This is a genomic window from Nostoc sp., from assembly GCF_036917195.1.
Lineage (GTDB): Bacteria > Cyanobacteriota > Cyanobacteriia > Cyanobacteriales > Nostocaceae > Nostoc.
In genome coordinates, this window is sequence record NZ_JBALDG010000069.1 from 1 (window position 1) to 26629 (window position 26629).

At 42.3% G+C, this 26629-nt stretch carries 19 protein-coding genes, 1 pseudogene and 1 other annotated feature; of the genes and pseudogenes, 15 read left to right on the forward strand and 5 right to left on the reverse strand.

All coding sequences use genetic code 11. The features are described 5' to 3' along the window. The first annotated feature begins 243 nt into the window (after nt 1–243). The 9 genes from V7K40_RS22865 to V7K40_RS22905 all read left to right on the forward strand — a co-directional run bounded on the left by V7K40_RS22865 (nt 244) and on the right by V7K40_RS22905 (nt 10290). Entirely contained in the window at nt 244–966 is a 723-nt protein-coding gene (locus V7K40_RS22865; RefSeq protein WP_334963745.1) for a cyclase family protein, read from the forward strand. Nucleotides 967–1079: 113 nt separating this feature from the next. Next, on the forward strand, nt 1080–2576 hold the full coding sequence (locus V7K40_RS22870) for an aldehyde dehydrogenase family protein (protein ID WP_334963747.1): 1497 nt from the start codon (nt 1080–1082) through the stop codon (nt 2574–2576). 769 nt (nt 2577–3345) lie between these two features. Next, the gene (locus V7K40_RS22875) at nt 3346–3546 is read left to right on the forward strand and encodes a hypothetical protein (protein ID WP_334963749.1); all 201 of its coding nucleotides are present in this window, start codon (nt 3346–3348) and stop codon (nt 3544–3546) included. A 326-nt stretch (nt 3547–3872) separates the two neighbouring features. Further along, a complete protein-coding gene (locus tag V7K40_RS22880; RefSeq protein ID WP_334963751.1) occupies nt 3873–4250 on the forward strand; it encodes a hypothetical protein in 378 nt (125 codons plus the stop codon). Nucleotides 4251–4433: 183 nt separating this feature from the next. After that, entirely contained in the window at nt 4434–5867 is a 1434-nt protein-coding gene (locus tag V7K40_RS22885; protein ID WP_334963753.1) for a hypothetical protein, read from the forward strand. Nucleotides 5868–6008: 141 nt separating this feature from the next. Beyond that, nucleotides 6009–6722, forward strand: coding sequence for a hypothetical protein (locus V7K40_RS22890; protein WP_334963754.1), 714 nt, complete (start codon nt 6009–6011; stop codon nt 6720–6722). After that, entirely contained in the window at nt 6719–8341 is a 1623-nt protein-coding gene (locus V7K40_RS22895; protein WP_334963756.1) for a hypothetical protein, read from the forward strand. The genes V7K40_RS22890 and V7K40_RS22895 overlap by 4 nt, the downstream gene beginning before the upstream one ends. 245 nt (nt 8342–8586) lie before the next feature. Then, nucleotides 8587–8642: a sequence feature (23S ribosomal RNA rRNA prediction is too short), on the forward strand. Nucleotides 8643–8786: 144 nt separating this feature from the next. Continuing rightward, nucleotides 8787–9617, forward strand: a complete 831-nt coding sequence (locus V7K40_RS22900) for a hypothetical protein (RefSeq protein ID WP_334963758.1) — start codon at nt 8787–8789, stop codon at nt 9615–9617. Between the two features lie 34 nt (nt 9618–9651). Beyond that, a complete protein-coding gene (locus tag V7K40_RS22905; RefSeq protein ID WP_334963760.1) occupies nt 9652–10290 on the forward strand; it encodes a ThiF family adenylyltransferase in 639 nt (212 codons plus the stop codon). Nucleotides 10291–10489: 199 nt separating this feature from the next. On the opposite strand, the gene V7K40_RS22910 is transcribed toward V7K40_RS22905, so the two are convergent. The 4 genes and pseudogenes from V7K40_RS22910 to V7K40_RS22925 all read right to left on the reverse strand — a co-directional run bounded on the left by V7K40_RS22910 (nt 10490) and on the right by V7K40_RS22925 (nt 17903). Next, complete coding sequence (locus V7K40_RS22910) at nt 10490–11488, reverse strand: RNA polymerase sigma factor, RpoD/SigA family (protein WP_334963762.1); 999 nt, start codon at nt 11486–11488, stop codon at nt 10490–10492. 479 nt (nt 11489–11967) lie between these two features. Next, a complete protein-coding gene (locus V7K40_RS22915; RefSeq protein ID WP_273763151.1) occupies nt 11968–12249 on the reverse strand; it encodes a peptidase in 282 nt (93 codons plus the stop codon). A 370-nt stretch (nt 12250–12619) separates the two neighbouring features. Then, nucleotides 12620–13045 (reverse strand): DUF4363 family protein, encoded by a 426-nt coding sequence (locus tag V7K40_RS22920; protein ID WP_334963765.1) that lies wholly within the window; start codon nt 13043–13045, stop codon nt 12620–12622. Between the two features lie 226 nt (nt 13046–13271). Then, nucleotides 13272–17903 (reverse strand): annotated as a pseudogene (locus V7K40_RS22925) (GAF domain-containing protein). Between the two features lie 326 nt (nt 17904–18229). On the opposite strand from V7K40_RS22925, the gene V7K40_RS22930 reads away from it, so the two are divergent. The 6 genes from V7K40_RS22930 (at nt 18230) to cbiE (ending at nt 24764) form a co-directional block, all read left to right on the forward strand. After that, nucleotides 18230–18553 carry a YnfA family protein gene (locus tag V7K40_RS22930; RefSeq protein ID WP_334963767.1) on the forward strand — a complete coding sequence of 108 codons (324 nt, stop codon included), beginning with the start codon at nt 18230–18232 and terminating at the stop codon, nt 18551–18553. Nucleotides 18554–18894: 341 nt separating this feature from the next. Next, on the forward strand, nt 18895–20307 hold the full coding sequence (locus V7K40_RS22935) for an ammonium transporter (protein WP_334963769.1): 1413 nt from the start codon (nt 18895–18897) through the stop codon (nt 20305–20307). A 155-nt stretch (nt 20308–20462) separates the two neighbouring features. Continuing rightward, on the forward strand, nt 20463–21296 hold the full coding sequence (locus V7K40_RS22940) for an SGNH/GDSL hydrolase family protein (protein ID WP_334963771.1): 834 nt from the start codon (nt 20463–20465) through the stop codon (nt 21294–21296). A gap of 119 nt (nt 21297–21415) precedes the next feature. Next, on the forward strand, nt 21416–22624 hold the full coding sequence (locus V7K40_RS22945) for a 4-hydroxy-3-methylbut-2-enyl diphosphate reductase (RefSeq protein ID WP_334963772.1): 1209 nt from the start codon (nt 21416–21418) through the stop codon (nt 22622–22624). A 138-nt stretch (nt 22625–22762) separates the two neighbouring features. Further along, nucleotides 22763–23542, forward strand: coding sequence for a methyltransferase domain-containing protein (locus V7K40_RS22950; RefSeq protein ID WP_334963774.1), 780 nt, complete (start codon nt 22763–22765; stop codon nt 23540–23542). Nucleotides 23543–23555: 13 nt separating this feature from the next. Beyond that, complete coding sequence (gene cbiE, locus V7K40_RS22955; protein WP_334963776.1) at nt 23556–24764, forward strand: precorrin-6y C5,15-methyltransferase (decarboxylating) subunit CbiE; 1209 nt, start codon at nt 23556–23558, stop codon at nt 24762–24764. Nucleotides 24765–24907: 143 nt separating this feature from the next. On the opposite strand, the gene V7K40_RS22960 is transcribed toward cbiE, so the two are convergent. Beyond that, on the reverse strand, nt 24908–26269 hold the full coding sequence (locus V7K40_RS22960) for a hypothetical protein (RefSeq protein ID WP_334963778.1): 1362 nt from the start codon (nt 26267–26269) through the stop codon (nt 24908–24910). Between the last annotated feature and the right edge of the window lie 360 nt (nt 26270–26629).

A 26629-nucleotide genomic window follows, 5' to 3' on the forward strand; every position in this document is an offset into this window, starting at 1 on the left:
TATCGCTAACCCTGCGCTATCGCTAACGCTGCGCTATCGCTAACGCTGCGCTATCGCTAACCCTGCGCTATCGCTAACGCTGCGCTATCGCTAACGCTGCGCTATCGCTAACCCTGCGCTATCGCTAACGCTGCGCTATCGCTAACGCTGCGCTATCGCTAACCCTGCGCTATCGCTACCGCTTCGCTATCGGCGTCGCACCTTTGAAAAAATCCCTGAGTATAAATAAAATAGAAGGCTGGGATGATACAACCCCAAAGTCAAAATAGTATCACCTACACACACGTTATCCACCTAAGTCATGTAATTGACATAGATATTCCCCAATGGTCTGGCGACCCCACAGTGGAATTTGAAACTGTGGCTGAACTGAATAATGATGGCTATTACCTGCGGCGTTTCGCCTTGGGAGAACATAGCGCTACCCATATCAACGCCCCTAACAGCTTTCATAGCTATAGTATGGGAATTGACCAATACCCTGCCCAATCTTTGGTTCTACCTGCGGTAGTCATAGATATTCGCCAAGCCACAGCGGTTAATTCTGATTATGCCCTGACTATTGCTGATATTGTGGCTTGGGAAGAACAATACGGTGAAATTTCTCCTGGCTGCGTAGTTATACTGAATACTGGTTGGCAAAACAAGTGGTCGGATAAAAGTGCATTCCTAAATCATGATGCTCAAGGAATTGCCCACTTTCCGGGCTTTGGTAGTGATGCGACTCAATTTTTACTGAATGAACGGCAAATTGCTGGGGTAGGAATTGATACTCATGGTGTAGATCCTGGACAAGATAACAGTTTTGCTACTAATCGCCTGGTTTTAGAACAACCGCGGATTGTGTTGGAGAATCTCACCAATTTGGATCAGTTGCCACCAAAAGGTACTACTCTAGCGATCGGGATTCTTCGGTTGCGTGGTGGTTCTGGTTCTCCTGTGGGTGTCTTGGCGTTAGTGCCTTAATTTTTATATCGATATCTCTATCTCACACCAATTTTTCAGACTAGCGGATAACCTAGAAAGCAAGCAAACTTAATACACAAGTTCCAGTGGATCATCAGCCGGAGATTTTCAAGATGACAACTCCGCTATCTTGCCGTAATTATGTAAACGGTCAATGGTTGAGTGTTGTAGGGGAAGTAACTTTAGAAAGTCGCAACCCTGCTGACAAAACCGAAGTCGTTGGCACATTCCCGCGTTCCCAAGTTAATGATGTAGATACAGCGGTAGCCGCCGCCCGGAAAGCCTACCACAGTTGGCGCACAGTCCCGGCCCCAGCTAGGGCAGAATACATCTTTCGCGTCGGGGAAATATTACTCCAGCATAAAGAAGAACTTGCCCAGTTAATCAGTCGGGAAATGGGTAAACCCTTGACAGAAGCCAGGGGAGATGTGCAAGAAGGTATTGACTGTGCCTTTTACAGTGCTGGCGAAGGGCGGCGACTATTCGGGCAAACCACACCATCGGAAATGTCCAATAAATTCGCCATGACTGTGCGAATGCCCATAGGAGTTTGTGCCTTAATTACTCCCTGGAATTTCCCAGTGGCAATTCCTTGCTGGAAAGCTATGCCAGCCTTGGTATGTGGCAATACAGTCATCCTCAAACCTGCCGAAGATACCTCCGCCTGTGCAACTAAATTGATTGAAATTTTCCAACAAGCAGGTTTACCACCAGGAGTGATCAACTTGGTGCATGGTGTGGGAGAAGAGGCGGGGAAAGCTTTAGTTGAGCATCCCAATGTAGATTTAGTATCGTTTACTGGTTCTTCAGAAACGGGTGCCTTTGTTGGCGCTACTTGCGGACGCACTCACAAGCGTGTCTGTCTGGAAATGGGTGGTAAAAATGCCCAAGTGGTGATGGAAGATGCAGATTTGGAACTTGCCTTAGATGGTGCAGTGTGGGGTGCTTTTGGGACAACTGGTCAACGGTGTACGGCTACTAGTCGCCTGATTTTGCATCGTGATATCAAAGAAAAATTTACCGCTATGCTTTATGAGCGTACCAGTAAGTTACGCTTGGGTGCTGGCACTGACCCCAATATAGATATTGGCCCGATTGTCAATGAAAAGCAACTCCAACAGGTGAGCAAGTATTTAGATATCGCCCGTGAGGAAGGAGCAAAGGTTTTAATTGGTGGAGAGATTGCCAGTGAAGGCTCATTGAAAAACGGTTATTTCTTTCAACCAACTATTTTGGATGATGTAACTCCTGATATGCGAGTTGCCCGTGAAGAAATATTTGGGCCAGTGGTGGTATTAATTGAAGTTAGCTCCTTTGAGGAAGCGATCGCAATTCTCAACGATAGCAATTACGGTCTTTCTTCTTCAGTTTACACCCGCGATATCAACCGGGCTTTTACTGCCATGCGCGACATCGAAGCAGGTATCACCTATATTAACGGCCCCACTATTGGTGCAGAGGTACACTTGCCCTTTGGTGGTGTGAAACAAACCGGTAACGGACACCGCGAGGCTGGAACTACTGCAATGGATGTTTTCACGGAATGGAAAAGTGTTTATGTTGACTTTTCTGGAAGTTTGCAACGCGCTCAGATAGATAACCGCAGTTAATTTCGCAATAAGCGCGATTTTCAGCTGAGTAGACTATAAAAAAAACCTAACCCCCCAGCCCCTTTCCTACTAGCGTTGGGGAGTAAGCCTCGAAGCCTCTCTTCTAAAAGAAGACAGAATCTAAATTTCGCATTGGAATGCGAAATTTGTAGTATCCCCTTGACATTATGGCGATTTTATACTACATTTGTAGTATAAAGATAAAAGCCTCCTCAAAAGGCAAAGCAAAAACCTCTTGGAAGCTTGACAATTGCATAGATGCCGGGGATTAGCTTAGTAACTTCCTTTGGTAGTGCCCATTTTTGGGACCGCGATTGGTGTTCGACTGCTCCGAAGCCAACAAACGGACGGTTGCAGGATTCGGGTACCCTTTGCTACGCAACGCTAGCGCGAACGGGAAGGCAAAGCCTACAATTCCCGACGGCTCCACCAGACTTTACTGCGGTTGAAGTTGTGTAGACGCTTCCTTAGCAAGTCGAGTTACATCGCCTGAATAAGAGCATCGCAATTATGCCTGCCTTGGGTCTGTAGCTCTAAGGGTAGAGTTCCCAGATGTCACTTGTGCCCTGACAGAAAAAGCTTACATACTAGCTCAATAGTAGAGCGATCGTCTCTAAAACGATAAGTTGCAGGTGCGATTCCTGCGTGTGTCACCACAGCTTTTTCGACTCGCACGAGGTGTGAGTGTAACTCTCACAGGGAGGGTATCGGTTCAATCCCGATCAGATCCACTAATATCAATTCGTAATTAAAACAAGAGGTGATTGCAATGGTTCATATTCGATTTGAAGGACGTTCCGTTGATGTCCCAAAAACACAATTGGGAATTGCAGCAGGGATGAATGATATGGCAGTGAAGGAGCGCGTTGCTCGGCATTTAGATGTGAATAGCGATCGCCTCTGTGTTTACGTAATTGATCGCCGTCCCAGTGGTGATTTGATCATCCGCCCTGAAGCTGTCTATGGTTAAAGGAGGCAGGAGGGAAAAAAGTTTAAAACATAAGCCTTTGCTTCATTTCTAACCGCATAATTTTATTCCGCGCCCTAACTTGTGAAGCTTACACACACTCCGGCAACGGAATGCAGGTTCAAGTCCTGTCGCTCCCTTTGATGGGAGCGTAGCCAAATTGGTATAGGCAATTGTGAAAACTGCTTTGCTAACTTGTGCGGAATTTAAATTATTTAAATGGTATTTTTCTATAACCTTTACTCAATATAGGGTGAGTTCAATGATGTTAGCTAACTCATGTTTAATAACAACTCAATTAGTACAACTGCATTTAAACAACATGAGATATGAGCGAACATTGTTTGAGCGAGATTGTGATTGAGCGTCCTCGCGGTGGGATGAAAATTAGCCTCAAAAAGGTGACTGGCTTTAAGAAGCAATTACACAAAATCACTGAGGAAGCAAGTCAGGATGGATTGTTGAATCCCTACCTGATTAAACCAATAAATAAATCTAAGTATCTGAACCATCGAGTAAACGTCGTCGTGGCTACCCATCTGAAAAAGCTGTTAAACGTGGCGACCGCCTTGTTCATGGCAACAAGGAACTACAAGAAAAGCTTGGTAACAATGACCTTTGTCTTTGTGGTTCTGGTCGCTGCTTTCAAAAAGTGCTGTCGCAATAGCGGCAGATATGATGGCAGCTTACGCAGTTACTACTTTTAGGGAGTAATATCAACGATTTCGATATCTTACATCAAAACTGGCAGTTGTTGCCGCGCCCCGATCGCAGAAGCTTACATAAGTCTGAAAAATTTATACACAATGCTTCTACAACTTGCGCGGTGACTTGATCGCCCCGCGTGCAACATCTGTCTCCTCATCCATCACAACTAGAGGAGGTTCATAATGAACACCGCAGAACGTGACCTGCGCTTGGAAATGCTCAACAGTTTGCTAACAACTCCTCATCGCCAGCTTGAGCAAGTCGCAGAAATTCATCAGTTAATTGTTGAACTCGATCCCATTTTCTATGGACATCTGGCCGTTTGGTATCAGCTTCATGGTGATGTCCGCGACCACAAGGAAGTGTTTGTTGCTCATTTGTTAACCAGCAATTTGATTGAACACCGAGATGCTGGATTTATGATGCTGCAAGAATTTCCTCCCTATCAAGTGGCTCGTGTGGTGGACTTCATGAAGCAGCAGCAGAATAAACTGCCTCGTTCGGCTCGGACTGCGGTACGGCGTTACTTGAAGACACGAGAGAGCAATCCGGCTCTGTTTGATCGTGCTGCCTTGCGAGGTCGTAAGGCAATGAAGCACTTGTATGCTTCACTGCACATCAAGCCAAATGAGCGGGCAAATGCGATTCTGTTTCGCGATACTCCACCAGAGGGTTCGTTAGCAGATATGTTAAAACAGCTTGCTAAGGCAGAAAGTGCAGCAGAACAGGCACGGCTGATTGTGGAGTTCAAAATTCCATATACGATCGCAATTGGTGCTATCAACCAACTCACACCAGTTGTATTGGTGGCGTTAATCAACAGCATGACTCCCCAAGAAGCGATCAATAACCTCAAATCGCTCCAGACTAGAGGTGCAATGGATCACCCACAAGTCAAGAAGCTGATTGATTCCAAGCTGGAATCAGCCTCTAAGAGTGCGCGTGTCTCAGCATTCAAAGCACAGATTGCCGCAGACGCCGCAGATTTTGACGCAGACACCGTTGCCCAACTGGAAAAAGTGACTAACGAACAGGTGAAACGGCGCGGTGCGATCGCTCGTCCAACTGCTTTACTGGTGGATAAGTCTGGTTCAATGGAAAATGCGATCGCGACAGGTTTGCAACTCGCTGCCTTAATCTCTGGTATCACTCAGGCAGAACTGTTTGTCTACGCCTTTGACACTATTCCTTACGCTATTACGGCAAAGGGCAAGGAGTTGACCGACTGGGAGCGTGCTTTCCAGCACATCAAGGCAGGCGGTAGCACTAGCATCGGCTGTGCATTGGAAGCAATGCGGCGGAAAAAGCAGGTAATTGACCAGATTATCATAGTGACGGATGAGGGCGAAAATGCGGCTCCTTACTTCGGTGAAGTCTACAAGACCTACTGTCGGGAGTTGGCAATAATGCCCAATGTGGTGATTGTCCGTGTGGGTACTCATTACAACTGGGTGGAGAGTCAACTAAAGCAGCAGCAAGCACCTGTAGATACGTTCACCTTCGCGGGTGATTACTACAGCTTGCCGAACCTCGTCCCACTCCTAACGCGTCCCTCTCGTCTGGATTTGCTGATGGATATTTTGGATATGCCGTTGCCTGTAAGAGAGGATAAGTGAGGTTATAATAGCAAAACTGCTCATTAGCTAAAGTTAGTAAGCAGTTCTATTTTATAAAGGTTAACCAAAAAACTTGAAAAAAAGATTACATCGAACAAATGCTAATCGAATGAAAATATAACTAGCTCTTGTGAGGCCATCGTGAATGCAAAAGAATATTATAAAACTATTAGTGAAGCAACCCATACGATTTTTGAAGAATCTGTTAATCATTGTAATTTTCTAGGAAAACTGTATGATTACTCAGCCTCAATTCAAGAGTGGCTGGATGTTATTCCATCCAGTCAGGAAAAGCAGATGATTGATTATTCTCTTGAACAAGTAGAATTTAGTTGTCTATCGTTGCTGTCTGGGATGTATAGACAATCTTTCGCCTCTCTTAGGCTGTCTTTAGAACTCTTGTTCGGATCTGTCTACTTTTCTGCTTACAGATTAGAATACCTTGAATGGAAAAATGGTTCAAGAGATTTAAAATGGCAAACAATCAATGATGAAAATAATGGTGTTCTATCTCAGAGATTCTCTAATGTATTCTTTCCTGAATTATCTACTCATATCGATGCTCACCGCAATACGGCTAATTCTGTTTATAGAGAACTTTCTGAATTTGTTCATGGTAACTACTCAACTTGGAATCGAGAAAAACCAAGTTTGTCTGTGAATGAAAATTTAATTGAACAATATAGACAAAGGTTTCAATTGATAAGCTTGGCTTGTCACTTCCTTTTGAGTATGAGATACTTAAAGGAGATAGAACCGCAAAAATTACACAAAATTGAAGTTCATGTGATGGATGAATTGCAATACATACCCGAAATCCGCTTAGTTTTTGGTGGTGCAGTAGAGGGAAAATGACGACAGGCTTTTACTATAGAACTGAGGACATTAGAGCTGATAAAGTTCTTTATTTATTCGTTGGTAGTCAGATAGATAGAGAGATAGTTAACCTTTTTAAATCACCTGTACCTACAGTTTTAGAAGGAAGTAGAGGCACTGGAAAATCTTTCTTGATGGCTGTTGCCAGAATCGAGTTAGAAAACAGTTTTAGTGAATTAAAAATACTACCAGTTTATGTTGCTTTCCGAGGAAGTTCTCTAGTTCATACCTCAGATCCATTACAGTTCAGGCATTGGATGCTGACTAAAGTGATTAGAGAGGTTTTAAAAGAATTACGTAAAAAAGGACTTATAGTTAGCTCGTATGCTTGTTCTCTCCTTTCAGATAATACAAACCAGGATCAAACTCGATTAGAGACTAAGTTGGAGCAGATTATAGATAACTATGAAAAATCCTACCAAAATCCAGGAAATACAGTAAATATAATTAACATACCCGATATTAGCGATGTAAGAGATGCCTTTGAAGATATTTGTATAACATTAGGTTTAGAACGAATTAGTCTCTTTTTTGATGAAGCGGCCCATGTTTTTAGACCAGAACAACAAAGACAATTTTTTACTTTATTTCGCGATTTTAGATCGCCCTACATCTCATGTAATGCCGCCGTATATCCTGGAGTAACTCATTATGGTAGTTTTTTTGAGATAACTCATGATGCTACATTTAAGCGAATTGAAAGAGATATTCTAGAAGCTGGTTATCTTGATTTTATGTGGGAGATTTTTCAAAAACAAGCAGATGAACCAGTAAAAATTGCTTTTGAAAAGCAAAGAAGTTTATTTAATACTCTGGCTTTTTCGGCTAGTGGAAACCCAAGAATTCTTTTCAAAACTCTCTCCAAGAGTAACAAAGTGAATACTTCAGAGGTAGAATCTGTAGTTAGAAACTATTACCGTGCTGATATATGGTCTGAACATACGAAGTTAGGTGAGAAATACATAGGCCATAAAGCTTTAATAGATTGGGGCAGAAATTTTATAGAAACTCATATTTTAACAGCAATTCACAACAAAAATCAATGGCAAATTAAAGAAGGTAAAGAAGAACTGACGGTTTACTTTTGGATTCATAAAGATGTGCCAGAAATGGTTAAAGAGGCACTTCGTCTTCTCTGCTATACGGGAATTATTAGAAAAATAGATGATGGTGTAAGAAATAGCCATTCAAAAATTGGATCTCGTTATGAGATTAAGTATGGCTGTATCTTATCTCTTGCTCCCAATCCTCAATCTTATTCTGAAGTTCTTGGTAGAAATTTAGATATTAGAAGATTTAATGAGTTTGGAGCAACTCATCCAGCTTACCAAAGCTTGCCTCAGCAAAATCTCCAAGAAGTTCAAGATGAGGAAATTGCCATAATAGTAAGGATGCAGCTTCAGCAAAGTATTGATGTTCTTGATATAACCGATTGGCAAAAAGAAAAACTTAAAGGAGTTGGAGTAACCACTATCGAATCGCTGTTGTCATTAGACGAAGAATATTTAATTAATAATATTCATCAGGTTGGGGCTGTTAGAGCTAGAACTATGAAAAACGCAGCGACTGCCGAACTTTTAGAATACCTATCTGGTTAAGTTTGTAATTAAATAAACATAAATAAGGTACATTAAGTGGCAAAGATCACACTAATAATCCATCCATGATTTACATGAACATTTAATTAAAAATGTAGGAAATCGCCCCAGAGCAAAGTGTTGTATTATATTGTAATATAATAATATCCTGCGTGCCCTAACTTTTGAAGCCTACATACTAGTACGAGAGGAAAAGTAACACTGTCAAATACAGTGGGTGTGTGTGAACGGGGAGTGCGAAGAACCTGGGAGGTAGGCTAAAAAGTAGCCATCCTTGAAAGAGTGTGTAACAACTCACCAGCGGAGTCCCTCTAGTAACTGAGAACACGCAATGCTCCACCAACTTGCACGCAGAATTATATTAATTCGTAATTAAGAAAGTTAGATTTTACCATAGTTTTTAAGGTTGCATTGGTAGCCTTATTTTTGAAAATTGGTATTAGTTATGACTAACATATTTAAGCTAATTAACCAAATTGCGATCGCAGAAGCACAGTTGTCTGATACCCAATTCCTTGCGCCTTGTGTTAAAGGTGGACGAGTTCGCACAAGGGTAGCCGGGATGGTTTACACCTTCACGGCAAAGCCTAGTAAATTTGAAGGTTGGGGTATTTTTCAGTCTGTGGATGAGAAGACAGCAACGGTTGTAGAAGAAGCAGACTTCCCCCAAATTGCGGAATACCTACAAAACTTTCCCCAAATACGGCTGCGGTTAGCACACCAACTGCGGAAACAAACCTGGCTAGCATACCCCGTGAATGAAGCAGATATACGTCAACGGTTGAAGGTAGTTAAGCCGATCGCAGTGCATCTAGTAACCGAAGGCGTTACCTTTGAGCAAATCATTACCCGTTGGAATGGACAATCCTGCTGGTTCGAGGAAGTAGATCGCCGTAGCGATCCGGCAATTTCTGAAACTCTGCAATCTGCCGTCAAGCAACTCACTCCTGCTGAGGAATTACAGTTTAAGGGCATTACTCCAGAAATCCGCACAGTGTATGAATTAGCAACTCGGCGGATTGAGGGCTTTACTCAACCCCAACAGGATGAAAAGCGACTGAGAAAAGCATTGCAGATGGGTGGCGGTGAATTAAATCAATTCCATGATCGCAGCGATTACTGGACAGTCGATTGGACAACTGCTGATGGTGTTCGCCATAGTAGTGCGATCGCTAAAATTGATTTGACTGTTGTTAGTTCTGGCATTTGTCTGAGTGGACGCGATCGCGACTTTGACTTGCAATCATTAGTGGGTGTAATAGAACAACAAGAGTAGTGAGAACAATCGGACTAATTAATTACGAATTATTATGAGTATCTTTTTTCACGAGCAGCTTTACCGCACCAATACTGTGATGGCAAAGTTGAAAAACTATTCTGTAACAATTTGTGGCGCTGGAGCATTAGGAGCTAACATTGCTGAAAACTTAGCTCGGTCTGGTTTTGATAAACTTACAGTGATTGATCGCGATCGCATTGAGGAACGTAACCTTTCAACTCAACCTTACTACCGTTCCGATGTTGGAGCGTTTAAGGCAAAAATATTGGCAAATAATTTATATCGAGCAATTGGTACTAAAGTTGATGCCAAAACAAAGGAGTTGACACCAGCAAATGCAAATCAACTACTCAAAGACAGCCAGCTAATTGTCGATGTCTTTGACAATAGCGTGGCGCGTCAAGCAGTGAAAGATTATGCTGAACAATTAAGCATTCCTTGTCTTCATGCTGGGCTATCGGCTGATTATGCAGAAGTGATTTGGAATGGCGTTTATCGCGTTCCTTCCGAGATTAATGATGATGTCTGTGATTATCCGCTGGCACAAAACCTGGTAATATTAACCGTGGCTGTGGCGTGTGAAGCGATCGTCTCATTCATTGCCACAGCAGAACAGCGTAACTTCACCATCACTCTAAAGGATCTAACTATTCAATCTCTGTTTTTGTAAATTGCGTAGACGCTCTTAGCAGCTTGTCGCAGACATCGCCCATCAGAATTTACCAAATTCTCAAGCTTTAAGTAAAGAGCAACTAAGAAGCAGCAAGTTTTGTGGCGAGGTGTAAATCTCCGTTACAAAACTTAATTACTCTCTTCCTGCGAGACGCTACGCGCAGCGTATCGTAGAGAGCGCCATTACGAATTACAAATTAACTAGCTAGATAGTTGTGTATCTTATCCTTCTGTTTTCGTAGACTACCCAAAGCTTGTTGCTCTATCTGTCTTACTCGTTCTCGACTAATACCCATACGTTGACCAATCTCCGCTAAAGAAAGTTCCTTTTCATCTGTTAAACCAAAACGCAAAGTTAATATTTCTCGTTGCTGGGGAGTTAATGTTGACAATAAGATTTGAATATTTTGTTGGAGAAACTTTTGGTCAGTGTATAATTCTGGGGAGAGTCCATCATCCTCCAACACATCTCGTAATTCTGTATCTTTTTCTGAGCCAACTCGCAATTCTAGAGAGACAGGTTGACGTGCTAAGAGGAAATAATCTCGAATTTGTTTAGGATCTAAAGATAGTTCTTCGGCGATATCAACTGCGGTAGGAGTCCGACCTAGTTTTTGAGTTAGTTCACGTTGAATACGCTTGATTTTGTTCAGTTTTTCTGTAATATGAATAGGCAAGCGGATAGTACGTCCTTGTTCGGCGATCGCTCGTGTAATTGCCTGACGAATCCACCAATAGCCATAAGTTGAAAACTTGTACCCTTTAGTAGGGTCAAATTTTTCAACTCCTCGCTCTAAACCTAAACTTCCTTCTTGAACTAAGTCGAGGAAATCTAGGTTATGTCTTTGATACTTCTTAGCAACAGACACCACAAGTCGCAGATTAGCCTGAATCATTTTCTGCTTGGCTTGATGTCCCTGATGTAGCTGTTGCAGCAGTGATTTTTCACCGATATTTATATTTTCAAGCCACTCTTGTTGTGTCGGTTGACGTTTTAATTGAATAGCTAATTTTTCTTTTGCAGCAAGTAAAGCCATCATTTGTTGAACTTGCTTGGCGAAATTAATCTCTTGCTCATTAGTTAATAAAGGTATATGTCCAATTTCACGAAGATAAGTACGCACTGGATCAACAGTAGATAAATATTTTTCATTTTTATTGTTTACTTCTAGAGACTGGAAAGATAGATTATTCATAGTTATTTGAACCTTCAGAAATACTTGTTGGTTTAGAGGTAAATAAATTTCAATCCCAGAGAATTAGTGTAACATTCAGAAATCAAATTATAATGAAATTATTAATTTTGGATGATTAAGTTGCTGAGGTGACTTGTGACTGGAATCGGTTTTTAGCTTGATTTTAAAAGGTGAAATTCAAAGATTGGTCAAGATTTTCTCGTTGTGATCACGGATAATTATTTCGCCAAAACTAATATGTTTTAAGTTAAGAGCTTGATGTTACAGGAGCTTGTCAAAGAAATGAAAAGGTTATGTCTGTCCAAATTCCAGTTCGTTATGAAGCAGTATGAATACCTCTAGAAACAGCTTCTGCAATGGGTTTTGCAGCACTGGAGACAATGAATTATGCCTTGATTACACAATTGCTTTCGCAGGGGAACCTACTTGTTTTTATATCTTAAAAGATGCGATCGCTCTTGAGTAAAGTTATGTCTTTTCTAATCCTTCTCAGATTTTGACCTTTTCCTACCAAACAAACTAGTCATACTTAATCCAGTAACTAACAATCCCAATAGTCCTAGTCCGTTCAAAATCGGGTAGATTCCCTGTAAACCAAAGATTTCACCACGATGAATCGAAAGCAGTAGACTACGCCCAACTCCAAGGTTAGCTGACCACTCACCTACCAGCGTAGCTGCAATACCAGTTAACAATGTTACAGCAAGCGGTAAAGCCAAAATAATCGCCAGAGTCCGGTGGTACTTGCGAAATGAACGCATTATCCAAAATCTCCAGTGGAAACTATAGCAGTTTGCAAGTTGATCAGGTACAGAACTGTTTGTCTCAAAGCCAGATAGAAAGCTTGTTCTCCTAATGTCTCCTACCTTTTGACTGAATTCTAGATTTTAAATTTTGGATAATGGAATTCAAAGATTCAAAATTCAAAATTTAAAAAGGTCTGTCCCTTACGCGTCTTGTAAGAGTTTCCCCCGAATTTAAACACGAAAACAATTCTATTATCCAAAATCTAAAATTATTTATTCAGAGCAACTATCTAGAAACATGGGGTCAATCTAAAATCGTTCAACTGAGCGTAGCCAAAGTCCAAAATCCAAAATTGTTTAACTCCTGCTGTATGTTAGTTTTCCCTCACCCTTTAGAAACAGTGACGATATTTGTGTCAAGTGTTTGTAACCCCTTAAGAGCTTTCGCTTTATCTTTTGCTTTCAGCGCACCCTTCACCTGGGTCGCAGTGTCTTCGATTACATTATAGGTTTTTGAAGATTTAGTTTTGACACCATCCTCAACCTTAGACCAAGAATTTTCAAACTTATTAAATTCCTGTTGAGCTTTGTCAAAATTTCCGGCTTGCACCGCAGTTTTTGTATTTGAAACTACACTGACCAAAGGATCAAAACCTCCCTGCGTAGTACCAGAAGTTTTGGATGCTGTTGTCTCCCCAGTGGTTTGAGTGGTAGCAGGAGTCTGGGTAGTAGATTTTTGATCGCTGTTACATCCTACCAATGTCAGTAAGCCAATTGCAGTAACGGGGATGATGTAAATTAAGCGTTTCATAAAACCTCTTGAATAATCATAAATCGCCAAGTACTGACGGTATCAGTTACTATATCAGCAAACCTGTCATCTAAAGTTGCTGGAGACGTAGGAAGATTTTATCCAAGTTTTATCTAAGTAATTAATGCAATAATCTATACTTTATCTATTTATGCGGCTGTATCAAGGCTGTTTTTGCATCTTAATTGCGGGTTTATGCCCGATCATTTTTGATGGGTAATAATGTCTAATTTGTTACTTTGTTTCTGATTAAAAAGTCTTGAATGCAGTTGACAAATTCTTTTAACTCTAAAATTAAGTTAGTAGTATCTTTAAGCTCTTGATGGTAAGCCAATTGTTCTAGTTTGTCAGCTGCTAGGTATATAGCTGTAGCTCCAATATTGGCAGTAGCACCTTTAAGGTGATGAGCTTCTCGCAGAATTTGCCCAAAGTCATGAGATGCGATCGCTGCAATAATTATTTCTAAACGGGGTTTAATATCTTCAAGGCATATTCGCAATAGATTTAATTCAAATTCTGCGTCATTTCCCGATATCCGATGCAAGTGTTCCCAATCAATTGCTAGGTCAGTGGAAACTGTCTGTTCATACACAACTGCCTTTTGTTGTGAGAAGATCACGCCTGTCCAATGCTCTAGAGTCGCAGCTAATTTTTCTTTAAACACTGGCTTACTCAGATAGTCGTCCATTCCGGCATTTAGACACATTTGTTCGTCTTCTTTCATTGCATTAGCCGTCATCGCAATCACCACAGGACGACGACGCAGGGCAAAAGCGTCCTCTTGCCAACGATGAATTTCTTTTGTGGTTTCCAAACCGTCGAGAATTGGCATTTGGCAATCCATTAGAATCAAATCGTAAGGAATTTTTTCTAATAGCTGCAAAACTTCCTTTCCATTAGCAACGACATCGGCTTTGTAGCCCAAACTCTGGAGTTGCTTCAAGGCTACTTTCTGATTCACCAAATTATCTTCAGCTAACAGAATTCTTAATTTGGATTTAGTAGAGGGGTAAGGGAAAGAGGAAGTAAGAATGCTTGAAGTTTCTGTACTCTGGATTTCTTCAGTAGCCTCTAGCCTTGAGCCTCTAGCCCCTTGTTCTGATTCCGGCACAGTTTCTAAAATAGTCATGATGGTATCGCGCAGTCGTGATGGCTTAATGGGTTTGACCAAATAAGCAGCAAATCCGATTTGGAGCGCCTGCTGCACTTGATCCCGTTGATTAGTAGAGATGATCATAATCAAAGGTATCTCAGCAATTGCAGAATTGGCTTTAATTTGTTCTCTTAAAGTCATGCCATTTGTTTGGGGTATTTGCATATCAACCAAGGCGACATCATAGGATTTTCCTTGCTCACAAGCTTTCTGAATAACTTTGAGGGCCGTAGCAATACTGTCAGCTTGATCTACATGCATTCCCCAATGAGTAGCTTGATGGTAGATAATTTTGCAATTAGTAGCGTTGTTATCCACCACTAACAAGCGGCGATTGTGTAAAAGTCCGCGTTCGCATTTTGGCAAAACAGGCAGGGCAAGCTTTGTAAAAAGCACCTCAAACCAGAACTTAGATCCTTTCTCCATCTGACTTTCTACCCCAATCACTCCTCCCATCAAGGTCACCAGTTGTTTACAGATGGCTAATCCCAAACCGGTACCACCATACTTGCGAGTCGTAGAAGCATCAACTTGGGTAAATGGCGTAAAGAGTTTACGTTGGTCTTCAGGGCTAATGCCAAGACCTGTATCTGTGATGGCAAAATGGATGGTGGCTGTAGTGGAGGAAAGCGAACGCAATTCGGCTTGCACTAATACTTCGCCAGCGCTAGTGAACTTGATTGCATTGCTGATTAAGTTCATGAGAATTTGCCGCAGCCTACCACTATCTCCTTTGAGGTGACTGGGGACGTTGTGCTCAATCATGGCGGCAATTTCTAATCCCTTGTTATGAGCTGAGGGAGCCAATAATTCCACCACTTCTTCCACACAAGTGAATAGGTCAAAATCTAGAGTTTCAAGAGCCATCTCTCCAGCCTCAAGTTTGGAAAGATCCAAAATCTCGTTGATTAAACTTAAAAGGGCGCCTCCACTACTCCGAATTGTTTCAATAAAATCTCGCTGTTCTGCGTCTAAGGGAGTATCTAATACCAAACTGGTCATTCCCAATACAGCATTCATCGGAGTCCGAATTTCATGACTTATATTTGCCAAAAAGGCACTTTTAGTCTGAGAAGCTAATTCGGCTTGGCGACGGGCAATTTCAAGTTCTTATCGCTGACGAGTTTCTGCTGCTAATAGTTGGGCTTGGGCTAAGGCAATACCTACTTGGTCGGCTATTTGCCGCAAAAGATCAGTTTCAAAGTTAGACCAGTGGCGGGAATCATCACACTGATGAACTATGAGCAAACCGCGAAGTTCTTCTTTAACAAGAATGGGCACAACCAAATTGACTTTTACCCCAAAGTGTTGCATTAATTCCAGATGGCTTTGTTCGACTTTCAGCAGATCCAAATTAGCCAGCCCTAAAACGTGTCCTTGACGGTACTGCTGTAGATAGTATTGTTGTAGATATTCCGCTTGGAAGTAGGGAGGAGTGATGCTTTGCTCTTTGATTGCTGGTAAGCCAGAGACTACTGCTTCAATAACGGTGGGTGCAGACTCATCTGGCAAAAGCTGATAGATCAAAACTCGGTCAGTCTGGAGAATCTTTTGCACCTCCTCGACAGTGATTTGGAGAATTTCTTCGATTTGTAAAGACTGGCGAATCTTGAGGGTGATTTCGGTAAATAGTTGCGATCGCAAGTTTTGGCGTTGTACTTCTTCTTCAGCCTGTTTACGCTGAATAAACTGCCCCACTTGCTCGCCAATCGAATTCATCGTTTTTGCTAAATCTTGGTCAGGTGGCTGGATTTCACGGTTGAAGCAGGTAATGACACCAAGGATTTTGTGACCGCTGCGGATTGGAAAACCAAAAGCTGCTTGTAATTCTACTTGAGCGTTAATTTTGAAGCGGGAGAAACTGAGTTCTTTAACAACATCAGTGATCCAAACAGGTTCAGAACTAGCCCAAACCCGACCAGGTAGTCCAATTCCTGGTGGAAAGGTGGTTTGCCGATTCAGTGCTTCAAACTCTTGCACCTCAAGAGATGCTTTATGCCACATATCGAGAAAACGCAGCACATTTGCTTGCTGATCTACCATCCAAATTTCACCCAAATCCCATCCCAAACTCTCGCAGATCCCTTGCAGTATTTGGTGAGTAGCTTCGCCCGTCGTGGCGGACTCCGCTAAAACGCGGGTTGCAGCATATTGTGCAGTCAGATGCTGTTCAGATCGTTTGCGATCAGTAATGTCAATGCCAGTGCTAACAATGTGTTCCACTGATCCTTCATAGTCTTTTAAGAAGGTATTCGACCAGGAAATCAGTCGCCGACTGCCATCCTTCATTACCCAATAGTTTTCGTACTCTAGGAAGCCTCCACCAGTTAGCAATTGCTCAAAAACTGCTTTGACTGACTCCACCTCTTCAGGAATTATGAACAAGCTCCAGAAATACCTACCCCTCACCTCATCGAAGGAGTAACCTGTTGTTTGCTCACAAGCTTGATTGAAGCGAACGACTTTCCCTTGAGAATCAAAAACTATTACCAACGCGCCAACTGTATTAAGGACTGCTGAGATAAAGTTGCGTTCTTGATTTAAGGTTTCTTCTTTCCTTTGGCGCTCAATCACCTGACGATAGATGAAGTAGTAGACTACAGCAACAACGATAAAACTTACGCAGATGGCGATCGCAAATGTCAGAATTGTGTTGCGACTCGTGTGTTGGAGTCGTCCCCCTTCCTCGTTTTCCATCTCATTGATCACCTTGCGGCTATCATCCATGAGATTTTGTTGATTATTTCTCACTACTACTTGCAATACCGCCTCTAATCCCTTGTTCTGGCGCAAGTCGATAGTCTGTTTGAGTTGAGTTTTAGCCGTTATCAGAGATTCAAGCGTTGTGATCTGCTGTCGTTGGTTCGGTTGATCTGTTGTTAAACTCTTCAGTTTGGCAATTTCTTGATCCACCTTAGCAAATGCTGTTTGATAAGGTTTGAGATAAATTTGTTTTCCAGTGAGGATATAACCATTTTGCCCAGTCTCCGCATCCTTGATCTGGGACAGTAGTTCTTCTATACTGTTAATTTTTTTAGAAGTATTTTTTCCTATACTGCCATTATTAGTATATACTCTTATATTTTGATCGGAAACCACACCAATCAAAACTAAAATTGCCGACGCCAAACTGAAACCTGCCACAATCCTTTTGAAAAATTGCTTGCGTACCCTCTGCGTCTGTTTGTCTTTGTTGGTCACAAGTATCAAACTTGCTAAATTTCGGCGCAATTCCAGTTGCTTAATGACTTGACGACTTAAGGTTCGTAATGCCTCTATCTGATCTGGAGTAAGTTCTCGTGGTACGTAGTCAATCACGCAAAGTGTTCCTAGCGCATATCCCTCAGGATTAATCAGAGGTACACCAGCATAAAACCGAATATTTGGGTGAGAAGTGACCAGTGGGTTTGCGGCGAACCGTTGGTCATTTGTTGCATCAGGCACAATCAAAACATCAGGCTGTAGAATAGCATGGGCACAGAATGCCAAATCTCGATGTGTTTCTTGGGCTTCCATTCCGACTTTTGACTTGAACCACTGACGGTTTGTATCAATTAAGCTAATTAAAGCAATAGGAGTCTGACAAATATACGAGGCTAAACAGGTGACATCGTCAAAAACGCCTTCAGATGGCGTATCGAAGATTTTATACTGCAAAAGCGTCTCGATTCTCTGTACTTCGTTCTCAGGTAATGGTGCTTTCATCCTTGAGCCTTATCTACATTCTGGGGACTGGGGAAGAAGCAGAGGGGCAGGGAGCATACAACTCTTGGAGAGGCTGCGCCAACGACTGCGCTCAGTAACCAGGGGGACAGGGGGTAGAGGGGCAGGGGAACCAATGCCCAGTGCCCAATGCCCAACACAACTCTTGGAGAGGCTGCGCCAACGACGCGGCTCAGTACAAGTGCCCAATGCCTAATGCCCAATGCCCAATGCCCAGTTCAACAAACTTACTTTAATTAATGACAATAGTTTAGTTAAAAGCGTTAGCGTAATTTCACTGAGTTCGACCTTATTAAAAAATCAGTCAAATGATTAAGTCCTTGCTGTATTTTTTGTGGGCTGGTTTATTTGAAATCGGGGGCGGCTACCTAGTCTGGTTGTGGTTGCGTGAAGGTAAGCCGTTCTGGTGGGGCATATTGGGTGGAATTGCTTTAGCTTTCTATGGGGTTATTGCAACTCTCCAATCGACAAATTTTGGCAGAGTGTATGCGGCTTACGGTGGCGTGTTTATCGCAATGGCAATGCTTTGGGGTTGGAAGGTAGACGGGATAACTCCAGATCGCTACGACCTAATAGGAGCAAGTTTTGCTTTGGCGAGTGTTTTAATTATCATGTTTGCACCCAGAACTTAATTGACACTCTCAGTCCTTTTAGGGCTGATATTTGGGCAAATTATCTGATAATTTAGAATAATTATCCATTTTCACAAGGATCTTGGTTTGTAACAGTTGGTAACTAAGAACTTTGAATTTTGTAGCGGTTGAATAAAATATTATTCTTCAAAAACAAAAAAAGATGCAATTATTGCATAATTACACCCTTATTTAAATCTTGGCAACTACAATCAGGATTATATTTTTGTTAACATTTGCATAAAATTAAGGTTAAGTATCTTTTAAGACAAAAATGTCTAACTAAAAGTAATCAAATGTAGTGAAGTATACAAATAATTGGTGCTTAGGAAGAAAAACAAGTGTTGAAGAAAGTTGTAATGATTGGGGCTATGACCCTACTGATTTTGGGAGTACCGCTGATGGGCAATGCTTTTGCCCAAACCCCAGCTGCTGCGCCGCCTGCTGCTGATACTGGAGATACGGCATTTATGCTGATTTCAGCAGCACTCGTGCTGCTAATGACACCAGGATTGGCGTTTTTCTATGGTGGATTTGTGCGATCGCGCAATATCCTAAACACATTGATGATGAGCTTTGTGTTGATGGCGATCGTGGGAGTTACCTGGATTTTGTGGGGCTATAGTCTTGCCTTCGCGCCAGGTTTACCGTTCATCGGTGGATTGCAATGGTTGGGGTTGAATAATGTCGGTTTAGAAATAACCGATTATCTCAAAGGGTCAAACCCGCCGGAAGTCGTCTCTTATGCCGGAACGATACCGCATCAGGCATTCATGATCTACCAAGCCATGTTTGCCATTATCACCCCAGCCTTAATTTCTGGGGCGATCGTTGAGCGGATGAGTTTCCGCGCCTATTCCCTGTTTGTGCTGCTGTGGTCAACCTTTGTTTACGCCCCCCTGGCCCATATGGTATGGGCGAAAGGTGGATTCTTGGGTTTGGCTGGTGGTTTGGGTGCCCTCGACTTTGCAGGTGGCACAGTAGTTCATATTAGTTCTGGCGTTTCAGCCCTGGTAGCTGCGATCGTCCTTGGGCCTCGGAAAACCCATCCCGATCGTCTTAGCCCTCCACACAATGTTCCTTTCATTTTGCTGGGTGCTGCCTTGCTGTGGTTTGGCTGGTTCGGTTTCAATGCTGGGAGTGCCTTATCTGTTGCCAGTGGAACTTCTGGTAATGTAGTCACAAATTTAGCAACAACAGCCTTTGTTGCCACCAATACAGCGGCGGCGGCGGCGGCTTTAATGTGGCTAATTTTGGAAGCAGTTTTACGGGGGAAACCGACTGCCGTGGGAGCGGCTACAGGAGCCGTTGCTGGTTTAGTGGGCATCACTCCCGCCGCCGGATTTGTGACACCGCTATCAGCGATTTTAGTTGGTTTCGTCACCGCCTTTGTTTGCTTCTATGCTGTGAGTTTTAAGCACAAGCTAGAAATTGACGATGCTTTAGATACCTATCCTGTGCATGGGGTTGGTGGTACAGTGGGGGCGATTTTAACAGCCATCTTTGCCACGACTCAAGTCAACGGAGGAGGTAAAGACGGAGTGCTGCGGGGTAATTTTGGTGAATTGGGAGTTGAACTAGTAGCAATTGCCGTTGCCTATGCGATCGCAGGTGTTGGTACGTGGATTATTCTCAAGGTTATTGATGCTACAGTCGGTCTGCGAGTCAAAGAAGAAGCTGAATTGCAAGGTTTGGATATCAACGAACATGGTGAAGAAGGTTACAACTCCGAGTTTGGCGATCGTCCCACTTAGTAAGGAGTGCTGTTAGCGGATAGCTATGGTTTAGCCCGTGCTGAGTTAAGAGTTTGCAAGGAAGACTTTCTGTTTGCTTCCCCAGTTTAAGATTGTGTAATTTGCGATCGCTAGCGTTAAAATTTGATTCTAATAATTGGTAAATTTCGCTAGTCGTGTCTACTTCAGCAAAAACCTTTCCTATCTGGGCATTTTTCTCGCTGTTAACCAACGGCATCCTCATGTTGGCGGTCATTCTGCTAATTTGGCAACAGCAGAAATTGACCGCTTTTTTTGGGGTAACAACATCCCCAGAGCCAATCAACCTGAACAACTCATCCCAAGTTGTTACACCTGATTTAGGTCGCCGTCACCAACTCACTTACCAGGAGTGGGTAAACATCCTTGAGCAAGAAGCCAAGGTAGCTGCTGACCAACGGACTCCGCATTTAAGCATATTGGCGGGAGATTCTTTGAGTCTGTGGTTTCCCCCAGAGTTATTACCCGAAGGTAAAAATTGGCTTAATCAAGGAATTTCTGGCGAAACCAGCAATGGACTTTTGAAAAGATTGAAGATATTTGACCGCACCCAGCCAGAGTTAATTTTTGTGATGATTGGCATTAATGACCTAATTGGGGGGATGAGCGATAGGGTAATTTTAGATAATCAGCAGCAAATTATCAATTACCTACGAAAGGCGCATCCCACAGCCCAAATTATTGTCCAATCGATTTTGCCACACGGGGCAGAGGAAGCAACCTGGAAAGGACGAAAGAAACTCCAGACTATTGCCAATAGTCGCATTCGCCAGTTGAATCAGCAACTGCAAAGCATTTCTACCAAAAAAGGTGTCAAATATCTCGATTTATATCCCCTGTTTACCAACAAGCAAGGTAATCTCCGCCGCGAATTTACTACTGATGGCTTACATTTAAGCCCTGAAGGCTATATAGTTTGGCGTTCTGCATTGCAGATTTATAGCGAAATCGAATTAAAACCCCAGCGTTAACGTCCTTCGAGGGAAAAAGGGTAAAGCACAAAAAGAAGTAATATCTTTGAAGACAACTGTGTATAAATCGCCTCTTAGCGCGAGAAAATAAAAAATAGTGGTTTAAGTAGACAAATCAAATGGATACAAAAGCTTTTAAGCGCAGCCTGCAATATTCAGAGAATTACAATCGCAAGGGCTTTGGTCATAAAGCAGAAGTTGCCACCCAGTTGCAATCTGAGTATCAGAGTAACTTGATTCAAGAAATTCGCGATCGCAATTACACCCTACAACGAGGTGACGTGACGATCCGACTAGCACAAGCCTTTGGCTTTTGCTGGGGTGTAGAACGAGCTGTGGCCATGGCCTACGAAACCCGTCAGCACTTCCCCACAGAACACATTTGGATTACTAACGAGATTATCCACAACCCTTCTGTGAATCAGCGGATGCAAGAGATGGAGGTAGAATTCATCCCCATTGAAGGAAAGAATAAAGACTTTTCTGTTGTTGGCACTGGTGATGTAGTCATATTACCTGCTTTTGGGGCTAGCGTTCAAGAAATGCAGATACTTCACGATAAAGGTTGCAAAATTGTTGATACAACTTGTCCTTGGGTATCTAAAGTTTGGAATACAGTAGAAAAACACAAAAGAGTCGATTATACTTCCATTATTCATGGTAAATATAAGCACGAAGAAACAGTCGCTACTAGTTCCTTTGCTGGCAAGTATTTAATAGTGTTAAATTTGCCAGAAGCAGAATATGTTGCTGACTATATTAGCAATGGTGGGAACCGTGAAGAATTTCTGACGAAATTTGCTAAAGCTTGTTCAGCAGGATTTGATCCCGATCAGGATTTAGAAAGAGTTGGCATTGCCAACCAAACTACGATGCTTAAAGGCGAAACTGAGCAAATTGGCAAGCTTTTTGAGCGGACTATGTTGCAAAAGTATGGCCCTACTGAGTTAAATCAGCATTTCCAAAGCTTTAACACTATCTGTGACGCCACTCAAGAACGGCAAGATGCAATGTTAGAGCTAGTAGAACATAATTTAGATTTGATGGTAGTAATTGGTGGGTTTAATTCATCGAATACTACTCAATTACAACAAATTGCTTTTGAGCGGGGAATTCCTTCCTATCATATTGATACTGTTGAACGGATTAAATCAGGAGATTCGATAGAACATCGGCAATTAAATGGGCAGTTAATAACTACAGAAAACTGGCTACCAGATGGAGAAATTGTCGTGGGAATTACTTCTGGTGCTTCTACGCCAGATAAAGTGGTAGAAGATGTGATTAAGAAAATTTTTACTGTGAAAGCAACAGCAATACTGGTTTAACATTGATCAGTTATTGATTTTATCTCTTGGCGAAACACTACACCAATAACAGTTATCAGTAACTAGTGAACAATAGTTACTGATAACTGTTGACTGTTCACTTCACTATATATTAAAAATTTGTGATAAATTCAATAAATGGCTATTTATGAGCAAATTGGCAAAGGCTATGATTTGACTCGTCGCGCTGACCCTGAAATTTCTGCCCAATTAGCTGTTCACCTTCAGCTAAAATCAGATTACTCATATCTAGATGTGGCGTGTGGCACTGGAAATTACACACTAGCTTTGGCAAAACATGGTGGTGTTTGGTATGGAGTTGACCACTCAAAACAGATGATTGATAGTGCTACGAATAAGAGTAATGCTGTAGCTTGGCAAGTTGCAGAATCTCAGGCGTTACCTTATGGTGATGAGACTTTCTCTGGAGTGTTATGCACATTAGTAATACATCATTTTGCTGCATTAACTCCTGCTTTTCGGGAGATTTACCGTGTCTTGCCTGCTGGTTGTTTTGTATTATTTACTGCCACACCTGAGCAAATAAATAAATATTGGTTAGTCGAATATTTTCCAGAGGCTATATATAAATTTGCTGAACAGATGCCAAGTTTAGAAAAGGTCAAATATGCTCTCAATGAGGCAGGTTTTAAATCAATACATATCAAACCTTATTCTATTTCGGAAAACTTACAAGACCTGTTTTTATATAGTGGAAAACATCGTCAGGAAATATATTTAGACGAGAATGTGCGTTCTGGAATTTCTACCTTTGCTTTGCTAGCTTCTGCGGATGAAATCGCAGCAGGGTGTGAAAGCCTAGCAGCAGATATTAACACAGGACGCATTACAGAGATTGTCAATAAATATGAAAACAATCAAGGAGATTACTTGTTTGTAATCGCCGATAAAGTATGAATCATGAATTAGCATGACACAGAAATGGCTTTCTATCGTCGGTATTGGAGAAGATGGATTACAGGGCTTAAGCGCGATCGCTCGTTCTCTTGTCGATCAAGCTAAAGTAATTGTGGGAGGCGATCGCCATTTGGCAATGCTCCCTACAGATAACCAACGTGAGAAACTAATCTGGACATCCCCGATTAGCGCCTCAGTTGAGGAAATCATCCAGCGTCGCGGTGAATCAATTTGCGTACTCGCAAGCGGCGATCCGATGTGTTACGGCATTGGTGTTACCTTGATGCGGCGAATTCCCATTTCAGAAATGACGATTATTCCCGCACCTTCAGCCTTCAGCCTCGCCTGTGCCAGGGTTGGATGGTCTTTAACTGAGGTAGAAACCTTGAGTTTGAATAGTCGTCCATCCTCCCTACTCCAGTCTTACATTTATCCGAAAGCTAGGCTGTTGATTTTGAGTGAAGGGAAGGACACACCCGCCATTGTTGCCGAAATTTTGACAAATCGCGGCTATGGTGGCAGCAAAATCACCGTATTGGAGCGCATGGGTGGCATTCATGAAAGAATTGTGGAAGGTACAGCTGCATCTTGGAATGAAAACGAACTTGCTGCTTTGAATGCGATCGCAGTTTATTGTATTGCTGATGCTGGGGTTGTGCCTTTACCAAAGTTACCAGGATTACCAGATAACGCCTACTACCACGATGGACAGTTAACGAAGCGTGAAGTTAGGGCAATCACCTTAGCAGCTTTGGCACCCACACCGGGAGAATTGTTGTGGGATGTGGGCGCGGGTTGCGGCTCGATTTCTATTGAATGGATGCGAAGCCATGCTCGGTGTCGGGCGATCGCGATCGAACAAAACTTGTCTAGACTACTATATATTGCCGATAATGCCGCGACTCTCGGTACTCCAAATCTGCAAATCATTGAAGGTAAAGCGCCCCATGCCCTGAAAGACTTGCCTGCACCAGATGCCATTTTTATTGGTGGTGGAGTGACAGCAACGGGACTTTTTGATGTTTGTTGGGAAGCACTGCGGCCTGGTGGACGTTTGGTGGCAAATGTTGTGACGGTAGAGGGTGAGCAAACTTTATTTCAATGGCATGAACGAGTCGGTGGTGATTTAATTCGTGTTGCAATTCAACGAGCAGAACCTATTGGTAAATTTTTGGGCTGGCGAGCAATGGCACCTGTGACGCAATGGATGGTTGTAAAATAACAAGATTTGTGTCTAGTATAAGGTTTTATTGATGTCCCGCAAGCCAGTACCTGTAACCTAAATCTTGATAAATTAATTATCAAAAGCGATAAACTTTTTTATACTCTTCCAAAACTGGATCGTAAATTACTCTTTTTTGACGCTCACAAAACTTTTTGGTCTACTGAGTTTTGTTGTTTTTTGAACACTGACAACAGCAAACACACAAGTCCCATTATTATCAGTGACACTGAAGAAGTAGGTTCTGGGACAGACTGAAGGTTTTGTAAAGACTGATAATCAATCACATTCCCTTGAATTGGGCTGAGTGATGCCAAAAGTTGCTCAATATCTTTAGATATATTAGTGTCATTAATACCAACACTTCTAGAAGAGATGAGCCGATTAAACGTCTGGCTACTTGATACATCAAAATCTCCTGTTAACCCAAGAAAATTTTGACCTATCTTACCTATAAGGGAGTCAATCAAATTGTTAGCACCAGTTTTGATTCCTTGTGGAAATAACTCTAAACTGCTGGGGCTGGGGTTATTGATGTTTCCAATGGCTGCGTTATCACCATCCGCTAACCATTTGCCATTACCAATGATTTCATTTCCACTTGTAAAAACCCAGTTCCCATTACCAATAATTGTGTTGTTACTACCGAAGTCCCAATTACCATTTCCAATGGCTGTGTTGTTACTCCCAAAGTGCCAATTACCATTACCTAATGTTGCGTTATTATTTCCGTTATCCCAATACCAGTTACCGTTACCAAGAGTTGTGTTACCCTTTGCAAATAGCCAGTTACCATTACCGATAGTTGCGTTGTCATTATTAAAGTTCCAGTTACCATTCCCAATGGTTGCGCTGTTACTCCCATAGTCCGAGTTAAAATTACCAATGGTTGCGTTCTTACTACCAAAGTTCCTATTGCTTTTACCAACGGGTGCATTGTCCTTATTAAAAGGTGGGCTACCAGAATTAGTAATAGGGTTACTACCAGTATTAAACGTATTGCCACTGTTACTAAAGGGTATATTATTACCAAGAACTTCTCTCAACGGATCGAAAGGCGATTGTTGAAGTAAACTTCCAGCACCTGCTATAGGGCTACTGTTGCCAGCAAAGGGGTTGATACCGCCAATTGCAGTGGTATTGCCACCGTTTAGAAATGGGTTACTTCCATTTGCTAATGTGTTATTAGTGTCCTGGAAAAAATTTTTACCCAGAATTAACTTCAAGCGATCAAAGATTAATTGCTGAAGCTTGCTGCCAGCATCCCCAGCAAAGGGGTTGATACCGCCACCTGGAATGGCACTGTTACCAGCAAAAGGGTTGCTACCGCCACTTGGAATGGCACTGTTACCAGCAAAGGGGTTACTACCACCCGTCAATAAACTGCCTTCAGTATACAAACTGCTATTGGTAGCAAAGGAACTATTGCTATACAGGTTGCGATCGCCAGGGGCACTAAAGGTATTAACCTTACCATTAATGGAATTGACAGCAGACGCTTCCATCGGTACTAATTCTCCAATTTTTAGTTAAAAAATTTTCGAGTCTTCAGTACATGCTACGCCAAGTATGAATTTGCTCAACCCAAAATTTCTCTAAATAAAGGCTTTAATCATTTTTCCTGTAACTCTGACAGAAAATCTTGCCTAAAGTCCTTACTAATAAAGAGTTTCAGTCCATAACATAGTCAATTAGCATAGTATGTACTGAAAGACTCATCATTGTTCCAAAGATTCTAATGACTGTCGCTACTAAGCGAACGGGATGCCGCCACCAGCACCGCCACCACCAAATGATGGCATGCCGCCACCAGCACCGCCACCACCAAATGATGGCATGCCGCCACCAGCACCGCCACCACCAAA

Bases quoted from the DNA above. Each gene is read 5' to 3' on its own strand.
- V7K40_RS22865 (WP_334963745.1), top strand. From the start codon at position 244: ATGATACAACCCCAAAGTCAAAATAGTATCACCTACACACACGTTATC.
- V7K40_RS22870 (WP_334963747.1), top strand. From the start codon at position 1,080: ATGACAACTCCGCTATCTTGCCGTAATTATGTAAACGGTCAATGGTTG.
- V7K40_RS22875 (WP_334963749.1), top strand. From the start codon at position 3,346: ATGGTTCATATTCGATTTGAAGGACGTTCCGTTGATGTCCCAAAAACA.
- V7K40_RS22880 (WP_334963751.1), top strand. From the start codon at position 3,873: ATGAGCGAACATTGTTTGAGCGAGATTGTGATTGAGCGTCCTCGCGGT.
- V7K40_RS22885 (WP_334963753.1), top strand. From the start codon at position 4,434: ATGAACACCGCAGAACGTGACCTGCGCTTGGAAATGCTCAACAGTTTG.
- V7K40_RS22895 (WP_334963756.1), top strand. From the start codon at position 6,719: ATGACGACAGGCTTTTACTATAGAACTGAGGACATTAGAGCTGATAAA.
- V7K40_RS22900 (WP_334963758.1), top strand. From the start codon at position 8,787: ATGACTAACATATTTAAGCTAATTAACCAAATTGCGATCGCAGAAGCA.
- V7K40_RS22905 (WP_334963760.1), top strand. From the start codon at position 9,652: ATGAGTATCTTTTTTCACGAGCAGCTTTACCGCACCAATACTGTGATG.
- V7K40_RS22910 (WP_334963762.1), bottom strand. From the start codon at position 11,488: ATGAATAATCTATCTTTCCAGTCTCTAGAAGTAAACAATAAAAATGAA.
- V7K40_RS22915 (WP_273763151.1), bottom strand. From the start codon at position 12,249: ATGCGTTCATTTCGCAAGTACCACCGGACTCTGGCGATTATTTTGGCT.
- V7K40_RS22920 (WP_334963765.1), bottom strand. From the start codon at position 13,045: ATGAAACGCTTAATTTACATCATCCCCGTTACTGCAATTGGCTTACTG.
- V7K40_RS22930 (WP_334963767.1), top strand. From the start codon at position 18,230: ATGATTAAGTCCTTGCTGTATTTTTTGTGGGCTGGTTTATTTGAAATC.
- V7K40_RS22945 (WP_334963772.1), top strand. From the start codon at position 21,416: ATGGATACAAAAGCTTTTAAGCGCAGCCTGCAATATTCAGAGAATTAC.
- V7K40_RS22950 (WP_334963774.1), top strand. From the start codon at position 22,763: ATGGCTATTTATGAGCAAATTGGCAAAGGCTATGATTTGACTCGTCGC.
- cbiE (WP_334963776.1), top strand. From the start codon at position 23,556: ATGACACAGAAATGGCTTTCTATCGTCGGTATTGGAGAAGATGGATTA.
- V7K40_RS22960 (WP_334963778.1), bottom strand. From the start codon at position 26,269: ATGGAAGCGTCTGCTGTCAATTCCATTAATGGTAAGGTTAATACCTTT.